This window comes from Erythrobacter tepidarius, assembly GCF_002155695.1.
In the GTDB taxonomy this organism is placed as follows: Bacteria; Pseudomonadota; Alphaproteobacteria; order Sphingomonadales; family Sphingomonadaceae; genus Erythrobacter; species Erythrobacter tepidarius.
Map to the genome: position 1 here is coordinate 197,743 of NZ_MUYJ01000007.1, position 11,289 is coordinate 209,031.

General features: G+C 63.1%; 9 protein-coding genes and 2 pseudogenes. 4 read left to right on the forward strand and 7 right to left on the reverse strand.

Annotated elements, in window-relative coordinates; translation table 11 throughout:
- Positions 1-31 precede the first annotated feature (31 nt).
- Positions 32-2,500 carry a TonB-dependent receptor gene (locus BZF61_RS08900; protein ID WP_086618593.1) on the reverse strand — a complete coding sequence of 823 codons (2,469 nt, stop codon included), beginning with the start codon at positions 2,498-2,500 and terminating at the stop codon, positions 32-34.
- A gap of 158 nt (positions 2,501-2,658) precedes the next feature.
- Here BZF61_RS08900 and BZF61_RS08905 point away from each other — a divergent pair, with 158 nt between their 5' ends.
- Positions 2,659-3,681: an NADP-dependent oxidoreductase gene (locus BZF61_RS08905; protein WP_086618595.1), complete on the forward strand. Its 1,023-nt coding sequence runs from the start codon at positions 2,659-2,661 to the stop codon at positions 3,679-3,681.
- Here the strand turns inward: BZF61_RS08905 and BZF61_RS08910 are convergent.
- The 3 genes from BZF61_RS08910 to BZF61_RS08920 all read right to left on the reverse strand — a co-directional run bounded on the left by BZF61_RS08910 (position 3,668) and on the right by BZF61_RS08920 (position 6,362).
- Complete coding sequence (locus tag BZF61_RS08910; protein WP_086618596.1) at positions 3,668-4,114, reverse strand: nuclear transport factor 2 family protein; 447 nt, start codon at positions 4,112-4,114, stop codon at positions 3,668-3,670. The two genes, BZF61_RS08905 and BZF61_RS08910, sit on opposite strands and share 14 nt — an antisense overlap.
- 16 nt (positions 4,115-4,130) lie before the next feature.
- A complete protein-coding gene (locus BZF61_RS08915) occupies positions 4,131-5,471 on the reverse strand; it encodes an aromatic ring-hydroxylating oxygenase subunit alpha (RefSeq protein ID WP_086618598.1) in 1,341 nt (446 codons plus the stop codon).
- Positions 5,472-5,534: 63 nt separating this feature from the next.
- Positions 5,535-6,362, reverse strand: a complete 828-nt coding sequence (locus BZF61_RS08920) for a TetR/AcrR family transcriptional regulator (RefSeq protein ID WP_086618599.1) — start codon at positions 6,360-6,362, stop codon at positions 5,535-5,537.
- Positions 6,363-6,383: 21 nt separating this feature from the next.
- Here BZF61_RS08920 and BZF61_RS08925 point away from each other — a divergent pair, with 21 nt between their 5' ends.
- Positions 6,384-7,703, forward strand: a complete 1,320-nt coding sequence (locus BZF61_RS08925) for an aromatic ring-hydroxylating oxygenase subunit alpha (RefSeq protein WP_086618601.1) — start codon at positions 6,384-6,386, stop codon at positions 7,701-7,703.
- The gene (locus tag BZF61_RS08930) at positions 7,703-8,122 is read left to right on the forward strand and encodes a nuclear transport factor 2 family protein (protein ID WP_086618603.1); all 420 of its coding nucleotides are present in this window, start codon (positions 7,703-7,705) and stop codon (positions 8,120-8,122) included. The genes BZF61_RS08925 and BZF61_RS08930 overlap by 1 nt, the downstream gene beginning before the upstream one ends.
- Here BZF61_RS08930 and BZF61_RS08935 read toward each other — a convergent pair.
- The 3 genes and pseudogenes from BZF61_RS08935 to BZF61_RS08945 all read right to left on the reverse strand — a co-directional run bounded on the left by BZF61_RS08935 (position 8,119) and on the right by BZF61_RS08945 (position 10,547).
- Positions 8,119-8,898, reverse strand: a complete 780-nt coding sequence (locus BZF61_RS08935; RefSeq protein ID WP_086618608.1) for an SDR family NAD(P)-dependent oxidoreductase — start codon at positions 8,896-8,898, stop codon at positions 8,119-8,121. The genes BZF61_RS08930 and BZF61_RS08935 overlap by 4 nt on opposite strands.
- Positions 8,895-9,698, reverse strand: a complete 804-nt coding sequence (locus BZF61_RS08940) for an SDR family oxidoreductase (RefSeq protein ID WP_086618609.1) — start codon at positions 9,696-9,698, stop codon at positions 8,895-8,897. Before BZF61_RS08940 ends, BZF61_RS08935 begins: the two co-directional genes overlap by 4 nt.
- Positions 9,699-9,815: 117 nt before the next feature.
- Positions 9,816-10,547, reverse strand: a pseudogene (locus BZF61_RS08945) (IS5 family transposase).
- 185 nt (positions 10,548-10,732) lie between these two features.
- Here BZF61_RS08945 and BZF61_RS08950 point away from each other — a divergent pair.
- Positions 10,733-11,289 (forward strand): annotated as a pseudogene (locus tag BZF61_RS08950) (IS5 family transposase); the annotation flags it as partial.

Sequence of the window (11,289 nt, forward strand, 5' to 3'; positions counted from 1 at the left end):
CCCATCCGCCGCCGAGAAGACGGCCGGATCCTCAGAACCGTTTGGTCAATTCGACCATCACCGTGCGCGGCAGGTTGCCAAAGCCGAGCTGGTCGGCGCGCACTCCCGTCGCCGTGCCGGTGCCGGCCCCCGTCGACGGACCGTCCACCACACCGGTCACGAAGAATTCATTGGTAAGGTTCTTGCCGATCACCGCGATCTGCCAGTTGCCGTCCGCCGCGCCGAAGCGCATCCCGGCATCGAGCGTGATGTAGCTGTCCTGTTCGCTCAGCGGATTGCCGAAGCCCGAGGCAAGATAGCTGTCCGAATAGCGCGCATCGATGTTGGCGCCGAACTCGAAATCGGTGCCCACCGCGGTGGTGTAGGCAGCGCCGAGCGTGCCGGTCCATTCCGGCGCGACCGAGAGCCGCGCCCCTGTCAAATCCTGGCGCGCCGACAGCCCGCCGACCAGTGTGCAGCCTTCAGCGATAGTCTGCCCGGCAAAGCACGGGGCCTGCGGGAAATCGGTGTATTCGGCATCGGTGTAGTTGATCGCTCCGTGAAGGTTCAGCCCCTTGACGGCATAGGGCGCATACTCGAAGTCGATCTCCACCCCGCGGGTGCGGGCATCGGCGGTCAGCGTCTGGAAGGCGAAGATCGGCGAGTTGAAGAAATCGATCTGCAGGTCGCTGTAATCATAGGTGAACAGCGTCAGGTTCAGCCGCAGCTGATTGTCGGCCAGCGTCGACTTGATCCCTGCCTCAAAACCTTCGACCGTCTCAGGCTCGAAGGTGAGATCGGAGAAGGGATCGGGCGAGAAAGCCGAGTTGATCCCCCCGTTGGAAAAGCCGCCGGACTTGTAGCCGGTTTTGTAGGCGCCGAAGAACAGCAGATCGTCGGTTGGCTTGTACGACAGCGTGACCTCGGGCGCGAAGTCTTCGAATTTTTGGTTGGCGGTCACCTCACCCAGCGGGGCGGACTGGTCGCGGAAGATGAAGGTCAAGGCCGGGTTGTTGTAAGGCTGGGTGAAGAAGCTGTCCTTGGTCTCATTGGTGTAGCGCCCTCCGACGGCCAGTTCGAGCTCGGGTGTGATTGCGAAATTAACCTGTCCGAACAGCGAGAAGGTCTCCCCGTCGGTGAAGCTGTTCTTGGTGGTGGCGAGGAACACGTTCTGCGGCGCGGCGGCGCTGTTGCGTAGGCCTGCGAACATGATGAACTGGTCGAAGATCCGCTCCGTTGACTGGTAGAGCGCGCCGATCATAAAGTTGAACGGGCCGTCGAACTCGGAACGCAGCCGCAGTTCTTGCGAGATCGCCTCCCAAGAGGTGTCCTCGGTCGCCCAAGTGCCGGAATTGTTCCCGGTCTGGAAGTCGCATACGCACATGAAGCGGTTGTTATTCCACTGGTAATTGGTGATGGACGAGATCACGAGATTGCTCGCCTCGTAATCGACCGCCGCGTTGAAGGCGACGCTTTCGTAGCGGTTGAAGGGCGCGCCGTCGGCCCGGGCAAGGGGGAAGGTTGCTGCGATGTCGGTCGGCATGTTATTCTGCCGGGTGACGAAGTCCGCGACGCAAGGCAGGCCCGTCAGCTGGCTCAGGCCGTTCGCCTGTCCACAGGCAAATGGCACATAGTTCCATGAGCTGTTAGCGGTGCGGTTGTAATTGTACGAACCCTTGACGTTGATCGTCAGGTTCTCGCTCGGCTCGACCTTGAAGGTGATGCGGCTAAGGAACTCCTCCTCGCCCGGCTGGTTACTGGTGACCGGAGTCGCGGTGTGGACGATGGGGTTGCCGTTCCCGCCCGCGCCCAGGTTTACGACGTCGAGCGTGGTGTAAGTCCGGTTGGTCTGGATGTTGTCGTAAAGGCCGCCCTCCATCTTGGAATAGCGCAGCGCGAGACGCACCCCGGCATTGTCGCTCAGCGGCAGCGAGGCAATCCCCTCGATCCGGTATTGCTGGGCGTTAAATTCATAGCCTGCGCGGGTGATGAACTCACGCTCTGGCCCCGGATCGTTAGTGGTGAAGGAGATAACCCCAGCGGTCGCGTTCTTGCCAAAGAAGAGCGCCTGCGGGCCCTTCAGCACCTCGACCCGCTGAAGATCGAAGAAGCCCTCGTTGATGACGCGCCCTTGCCCGTAATAGGCCCCGTCGACCACCACCGCGACCGATTGCTCGATCCCGATCGAGGTCGAGGACGAACCAATACCGCGCAAGGTCAACTGCGCGCCCGATCCGTTCGAGGCGCGGCCGACGTTAAAATTCGGCGCGATCGCGGCGATCTTCTCGACACTAGTGATGTCGCGCTGGAGGATCAGCTGTTCGGAATAGGCGGTGACGGCCACAGGCACGTCCTGGACGCCTTCCTCCTTCTTGCGGGCCGTGACCACGATTTCGTCGAGGCCGCCTGCGGCGGGCTGGGCTTGAGACCCGGCCACATCCTGTGCGAAGGCAGCGCCAGGCATCACGTAGACAGCCCCGAGGATGCCCGATATCAGGAACAAAGAACGATCGGAACTCATGATTTTTCCCCCTACCCTGTCAGCCCTCTGGCCCGCAGGGTCACGCGGCGGGACTGTTGCGGCAACTTAGCGATAAAAACCGGCACGCTCTCCTGTTTTATGTATTAGGTGGCATTATCGCCACAAACCGGCATAGCTGCCTTCAGAATGGAGGGCGTATGATCATGCGGCATTTCTGGCGGCTCGATGCGCGCCCTAAGGGTCATGACTATGCAGCCTCGCTAACGCTGGTCAGCGAGGAGATCTCCCCGCCTGCGGAGGGAGAGGTGCTGGTCGAGGCACACTACCTGTCAATGGATCCGGGCGTCCGGGTGTGGATGACGGCGCGTGAGGACGGCTATTCGCCCGCCATCCCGCTCGGCACGCCGATGGTCGGGCAGTTCCTCGGCCGGGTGCTGGAATCGGCCCATCCCGGCTTTTCCGCGGGCGATCTTGTGCGCGGCTTCGGGCACTGGGCGACCCATTCGACGGTCGATCCGGTCGCCGCCGGGCTGACGAGGCTCGACGAGGACGTCGCCGACATCCGCGACCATTTCGGCGTGCTCGGCCTCAACGGGTGGACGGCGCTGTGCGGTCTCGTCGACGTGCTTGGAATTAAATCGGGCGAGACGGTACTGGTATCGGCCGCCGCTGGAGCGACCGGCAGCGTCGCTTGCCAAATCGCTAAAGGCAGGGGGTGCCGGGTGATCGGGATCGCCGGATCGGACGCGAAATGCGCTTGGCTGACGGGCAAGCTCGGGATCGATGCCGCGATCAACTACAAAAACCAAAACGTCGCGGCCGAACTCGAAAGGCTTGGCGGCGGGATAGACGCCTATTTCGAGAACGTCGGCGGCGACCTGCTCGATGCGGTACTGCCCAACATGGCGCTATATGGCAGGATCGGGATCTGCGGGCTGATCGCCGGCTACACAAGCGACACCGGCCTGCCAGGCCCCGTCCGGTTCGACCAAATACTGATGAAGCGCCTCACCATCAAGGGCATCTTCCTGCCCGACTTCATTGCCGAAGGGCGCGACTACTATCCCGAGCTGCGCGCGATGTACGATGCGGGCAAGCTGGCCGGCGACTTCGACGAGACAGTGGGAATCGAGAATGTGCTTAAAGCCTTCACCCGCCTGATGACGGGGCGAAACACGGGTAAGGTTCTCGTGAAAATTCGCGACTTCAGTAGTCGCTGACCTGCTCGTGAAGGATGCGGTAGGAGCGCTTAACGAACACCCAGCGCCCCTCACGCTTCTCCAAGACGTCGTCATACTTGCCCGCTCCTCGCACCAGCTTTCCGGTCTCGGGGTGCTGGTAAAGTTCGTGGGTATAGGCAACTGCAGTCGCGCGGTTGCCGTCCACCTCGATGCTGCCGGGCTCCATGAAATAGACCATCGGTCGCGTCATGTTGTCGAGGCCGTAAACCTTCATCGATTCCGTCCAGGCCGCGACGATTGACTCCTTGCCAATAAACACGCCCAGATCGGGATATTCGGGCAGATCCCAAGATGCGTCTTCCGCCCAGATCGATCCCCACACTTCAGCATCGCGCGTCATCACCCCGTGTGCATGGGTGTTCATCAGTTCGCGGATCGCGAGACGGTCTTCGATGGGACCCGTAAAGGGCATGGCAGTGCTTTCCTTGTCAGGGGCGGCAGCCGGCGAGCCAGTCGTTCAGAACCTCATGGAAGTACCGCACACGGGTTTCCTGCGCAGCAAGATGGGCGTCAGAATAGCCTCGCGAATGCATGCCGGCCTGCATCCCCTCGGCCAGTTCCATGTCCTGGTAGACAATCTGGCCGGTGAGTTCGGGAACGCCGCGGCCCTGGTCGAACACCCGGTGCTCGCAGGCCTCGGCCTCGCGCAGCGGGCGTGGACCCGCCATGATCGAATCCACCACCTCCTGCCCTTCGACCGGGAAGGCCATGCACCATAAGTCGAAGAAGCATTTCTCCGCATCGTCGGGGTGCGGTTCGCTACGGAAGAACACGAGGTTGTCGGGCAGGAAGCTTATCGTGACATTGGGGAAGATCACCGTGTGCAGGCTGTCAGTGATCTCCTCGTCGCTAAGGTGTTCGTAGTGGAGATAGCCGCGTTCTCGCCATAGCCGCCGCTTGGCCGCCTTAAGGTCGCGCCAGCCCTGGATCACGAAATCTTCGTAGGAACGGTAAGCGTCAGGGTCGATGTCCCAAGCCTTTAGGATCGCGGCGAAGACTTCGTTGGTGCCAATTGCCGGGCGGTCGGTCAGCGAGGGGCGCATGGGCTGGACCGTGCGACCGTGCCCCTTGGGCCACAATTCGTGGCGCGCGCTGTCCACGTCCTGGTCGATCCAGGGCGGCACCTGCGGGTGAGCGGTACGGGTGTGATAGCTTTCCGAAAAATTGTCGGTGACGAACTTCCAGTTGGCGTTTAGCTCGATCCGGTACCACGCCACTCGCACGGCGGTGTCCATCGCGTAGTTGCGGTAGAGCGCAGGTATTGGGTCGAGATAGTCGGCGAGTGGCGGTGCGGCATCGTCCATCGTGTACCACGCAAACCCGCCCCAGGCGTCACAGCGCAGTTCCTTGAGGCGCAGCTTGCCGCAAGGGTTGCCTTGAGGAAAATCCTGCGGATCCTGTGCGTATTGCAGCACCCCATTCTTGCCCCAGCGCCAACCGTGATATGGGCACACGAAGGCCTCGACCGAGGAGGATTCGCGCACCAGGCGCATCCCCCGGTGCCCGCAGGCGTTGTAGAAGGCACGGATGCTGCCGTCCTGCTGCCGCACTACGATCACCGATTCCTTCATGAAATCATGGACGAGGAAGTCGCCCGGATCGGGAATGTCCGATAGCCGCCCAGCGATGTGCCAGATCTTCGTCCACAACATTTCCCATTCGGCCCTTGCGAAATCGCGCGACCAGTAGCGATCACCGGTGATCGGGTCGCCGCGCAGGTTTGCCGGATCGCGGCCGTTCATCGGCATCGGCACCTGATGGGCGGTCATGTGCGGCTCTCCACGACTGTTCTAGAGGGCCTGTCTGAACCAGCGGCCTGTACCGGCAAACTATCAGTTCTGCGAGGAATTCGGCACACCTGCCGGTTTTTGTCCCTTGGCACTTTGGAAGATCGCTTTCACCATCATGACTAGCGCCTCGCGGACCGCTTCGCGCCGTTCGGGCTCGGCGATAAAGGGGCGATTGATGACCAATCCCAAGTGGAGCGCGGCCGCAAGGTCGTTGGCGAGCAGCATCGCTCGCGGCGCGCCCTGCCAATGCGGGATCGCACGCTCAACCTCGCCGATCCATCTCCGCTCGAAGGCCTGAGTCGCCGGAATCAGCAGTGCGGAGAGTTCGGGATCGGTGCGCGCTGCCACCACCAGTTCCAAATAGGCAGTGAATTCAGGCGTCTTCACGCTTTCCCAGTGCACGGCGGTCGCGACTTCGATAGCGTTCTCAGGATCGCTGTCGCGCAGCGCGGCGAGGTAATCGGACAGGAACCGGTCGAGCCGCTTGTGCAGCACGTGATCGATCAGCGCGCTGATCAGATCCGCGCGGCTGGCGAAGTGGTAGTGCATCGCCCCTCGTGAGACATTGGCCAGCTTCAGCACCTCGACCGTGGTGAGCCGGGCAAAGCCGCCTTCCACCAGGCAATCGGTCGCGGCATTGAGAATCAGCTTGCGAGTGGCGGCGGCCTTTCGCTGCTGCCACCGCTCGGGTGAGGGAAAAGCGTCGGTTTTCGGCAGGGCGGGCGCGTGGGGATCGTTCATCGACCATGTTCTTAAAGCCTTGGGCGCGGTACTGCCAACCCCACCTAACGAAATGTCTAGCTTGATGGGTAAGGTAGACAAAATAAAACCGGCACAGTTGCCTTTTTGTCTCGTAACGGACGCGGGCATGGCACCCAAAGGGAGAGGTCCATGAATATTCAACTCGGCGTGTCGCGCTATGCCTCGGGGGCTGACCAGCCGGTCCGCGGAGATGTCATCACCGGCGAACGCTACACCTCGCGCGAATGGATGGAGAAGGAATTCGCCAATCTCTGGCCGCGCGTGTGGCACCTCGGTGCGGTTCTGGCCGAATTCGAGGAGGAGGGCGACATCGTGCGCCACAACTTCGCCCACGAATCGGTTCTCATGGTGCGCCAGGCCGACGGGTCCATCCGCGCATTCTACAACACTTGCCCGCACCGCGGGAACCGACTGGTGCTGGGCGATGTGACCTCGACTGACCGGATCACTTGCTCCTATCACGGTTGGCAATTCGATCCGGCGGGAACGCTGGTGCACGTGCAAGATCCCGAGGACTTCCCGGGCGGCAACCCCTGCGGCAAGGTGCGCCTCACCGAACTGCGTTGCGAGACCTGGGGCCCCTTCGTATTCTGGTGCATGGACGATGATGCGAAGCCGCTGCTCGAATGGCTTGCCCCGCTCCCCGAAAGGCTCGCCGGCTATGGCCTAGAGACGTGGGTCAGGGCGATGAACCTGTCCTGCGATGCCGACTTCAACTGGAAGATCATCCGCGACAATTTCAACGAGAGCTATCACCTCCCCACCATCCATCCCGAACTTGCGACCTTCATCAACGATGGGCTCGATGACACGCTGTTCGAGATGTACGACAGCGGCCACAACGCTATGTGGATGAAGGGGCATCAGCCAACCACCCGTCGCCAGTTTGACAATGTCGACGCCCCGCTTGACGACATCGCGCGCGCCTGGGGCGTGGACCCCGAAGCCTACGCAGGCCGGCCCAGAGCGATCCGCGAGGCGATCATCGCGGCCAAACGCAAACTGGGGCCCGAGCGCGGCTACACAAACTATGCCTCGATGACAGATCAGCAGCTGGTGGACTATTTTCACTGCACATTGTTCCCCAACCTGACGATCACGATGTCGCCCGAACAGTGCCAGATCCTGCGCACCGAGCCGCACCCGACCGACCCCGCAAAGTGCATCTTCCAGCACTGGTGTCTCTATCCTCCGGTCGAGGGGATGGAAGAAGTCGAAAGCCCGATCGGCCGGATACCGTTGAAGCATGACGCGGTGCAGCGCCACTCGACCTATGGCGACGGGGTCAGTCTCGGCTTTGTCGCCGACCAGGATCTTTCGATCGGCACCACCCAGCAGCAGGGCCTCGCATCGCGCGGGTTCAAGGGAGCGATCCTGACCTATCAGGAAAAGCGCATCCAGCGATTCCACGAGTTGCTCAACGATATCGTGCTGGGCAGGCCAACCTGATGGCGGCCATGCCTGAGGCGGTGCGCACCGCGATCGAACGACTTATGGTGGAGCATTGCCGCAATGTCGATGTGCTCGAGGACATCGACAGGCTGATCGCGCTATTTACCGAGGATGCGGTGGCCGATATGACCGCGATCGGCGTGCCGCTTATTGAGGGCCGTGCCGCGCTTGCCGACTTCTACGCGGGCGTTTTCGCGAACCTCTCCCACAGCTTCCATCTGATCGGCAATTGCCGCGCGGAAAGCTGGGACGGGAAGGTCGGCACGATGAGCGCCTATGTGATCGGCATGGGCCAGCCGCGCGCGGGCGCGCGGGTAGAGATGCAGGTGCGTTATGTCATGGAGTGCATCGAGACGACCGGCGGGTGGCGGTGCCGCCGCTACACTGTCACCCCGATGATGCCGCTCGGCGGCTAGACCGAGGCGAAGCCGCCGTCGATTACAAGTTCGTCGCAGGTCATGAAGCTCGCCGCTTCGGACGCGAGGAACACCACGCCCGCCGCGATCTCCTCTGCGCGGCCCATGCGGCCGATCGGGTGGCGCGCCGCGGTGCTGGCGATGGCGGTCTCGACATCGGGCATGACGCCGAGATCGACATAGCGCTGGAAGATCCCCGCCAGCATCCCGGTGTCGACGCCGCCCGGATGGACGCTGTTGACCCTGACCGGATGGCCAAGCGCGGCGAACTCCGCCCCCATGCACTTCGCGAGCATCGCCACCGCCGCCTTGCTGGTGCAATAGGCGGCGTTGAAGGGCGCCCCGCGCAGCCCCCCCACACTGGACACGGCGATCACGCTCGCCCCGCCCTTGCGCCCCTGCCCGCCCGCGATCAGCAGCGGCAGAAGCACCTGCGTGCCGAGGATCACGCTGTCGACATTGACCGCGTTGACCCGGTGGAACTCGGCGAGCGGCGTCTCCTCGAACTTCGTCACCACCGACAGCCCGGCATTGTGCACCAGCACGTCGAGCCGACCATGGTCGCGCTCGACCAGCGCGCGCAGGCGCTCCCAGCCTGCGGGGTCGGTGACGTCTAGGGGGACGTAGCGGAGGGGGCCCTCGCCTGCGGCTTCGGGTTGGAGATCGGCGGCGATCACGACCGCACCCGCTGCCTGCATGGCCGCGACAGTCGCGCGGCCGATGCCGCCATTGGCGCCGGTCACCACCGCCACCGTGTCCTTGAGCCCGATCGTCATTGCGCCGTCCACCCCCCGTCGATCACCAGCTCCGCGCCGGTCATGTAGCTACTGTCTGGCCCAGCCAGGAAGGCGACCGGCCCGGCGATCTCGTTAGGGTGCGCGAGCCGGCCGATGGGGGTCGCGGCGTTCATCCCCTCGATCAGGTGCTCGACCGATGGCGCTGCCCCACTCGCCACCCACCGCTCGAAGCCCGCATGGAGCAGCGGGGTCTCGACGAAACCCGGGTGGAGCGAATTGGCGCGGATCGGCATTTTCTTGGCGGCGAACTCCATCGCGATCCCCTTGGTGAACATCCGCACCGCACCCTTGCTGGCGTTGTAGGCCGAAACCTCGCTCATCCCGACGAGGCCCATAATCGAGCTGACGTTAACGATGCTCGCCCCGCCCGCGACCGCGCCTCCGCTCGCAGCCATCAGGGGCGTGAAGGTGCGGGTGCCGAGGAACACTCCGTCGACATTGACCGCCATGATCCGCCGCCAGTCGGCCATCGCGATGCTTTCGACCGTGCCGGTAAGGTCGGTGCCGGCGTTATTTACGAGGATGTGAAGCTGGCCGTGCCGCCCGGTGACGAAGCCGAGCGCCGCCTGCCAGGCGTCCTCCTCGGTCACGTCGAGCTGGATGTAGCTGGCGGCCGGACCGAGGCCCCCGAGTATCGGCGCAGCTGCGGCCGGATCGTCGAGATCGCCGATCACCACCTCGGCCCCATCGGCCAGCATGCGCCGCGCGCACGCGAGTCCGATGCCGCGCAATCCCCCGGTGACGAGCGCCACCCGCCCAGCCAGACCCTTGTCCGCCATGTCGGTCCTCCTTGTCCCCAACGCTGAGGGAATGACACAGTCGGGGGACAGGGTAACCTGTCAAAACGGCAAGACGAGCACGCTCAGTAGCGCACGCGCGCGCTCTAGGGTTGAGATTCAATTGGCCCACCAGATGATGGCGGCGACGATGAGGACGGCGGAGAGGAAGTTGTCTGCGCGTTTGTCATAGCGGGTGTGGATAGGGCTGACCCGAAGGGCGGCGAAGTCAACTTCTTGAGGCGACAGGAGCAGCGTTCGATTGCATTTCGCTGCTTGTAGGCGCGCGCGTCGTAGGCGTGCGGATTTCTGCGCTTTGGATTGGGCGGGATGACGGGTTCGCAGCCGTGCTTGGCCAGCCACTCGCGCAGTGACTTTGCATCGTAGACGCGGTCAGCAAGCAGGCAGCGGGGCCTTCCGGTGATGGCGAGCAAATCGCACGCGCCGCTCAGATCGTGGGCATTGCCGGGCGTCAGCACCAGAGCGCGGGGCCGTCCTGCCTCATCGGTCAGCGCGTGAACCTTGGTGGTACGTCCGCCTCGGGATCGGCCGATAGCCTGCGCCATCGCCCCCCTTTTGCACCCGCTGCCGAGCGGTGCGCCTCGATGTGCGTGCTGTCGATCGAGGCCGTGACGCCGCCGATCACGCCGGATGAGCCGGTGAGAGCGTAGTGGATATCCTCCCCCGCACCCTGCTTGCGCCAGCGGTTGAAGCAGTTGTAGATCCTTGTGTCCGGGCCATAATCAGCCGGCAATCACGCCACCGGGCGCCCGTCTTGAGCATGTGCATAATGCCCGAGATCACCCGCCGGTCATCAATCCGGTACGCCCCGCGCCGGCCAGTGGGAAGCAGTGGCTAAATCGCTCCCCAACTCGCATCGTCCAGCCAATATAGGTGCTTGCTCCTCCAAGGTGCCTCCTCGGCAACCCTGAATCAGCAACTCTGCGCTTCCGCTAGCGCTAGGCTCAGGACCCATTAAGTTGCTTGCACTTGAGGCGATGGGTTGATTCAACATCGGCACCAAGGAGGTGCTGCTGGTGTCGGAGCTTTGGTTGTTGAGCGAGGCGCAGATGCGCCGGATTGAGCCCTATTTTCCGCTGTCGCATGGGATTCCACGGGTCGATGACCGGCGCATCGTGAGCGGCATTATCTTCGTGATCAGGAATGGCCTGCGCTGGCGCGATGCGCCTCCCGCCTATGGCCCGCACAAGACGATCTACAACCGGTTCATCCGCTGGAGCCGCCTGGGCGTGTTCAACCGTATCTTCGCCGAGCTCGCCGCCAAGGGCGGCAAGCCCGACCAACTGATGATCGATGCTACCCATCTCAAGGCGCACCGGACGGCGGGGAGCCTGCTAAAAAAGGGGCTCTACCCCGACGTATCGGGCGCACCAAAGGTGGCTTGAACTCCAAGCTTCACGCTGTCTGCGATGGCAGGGGCCGCCCGTTGATCATGCTGCTCAGCGAAGGGCAGATGAGCGACTACAAAGGGGTGGCCCTGATGATCGATGCCTTCCCAGGAGCCAAGGCGTTGCTCGCTGACCGGGGCTATGATGCCGCCTGGTTCCGCCATGCCTTGGCCGAGCGCGGCATC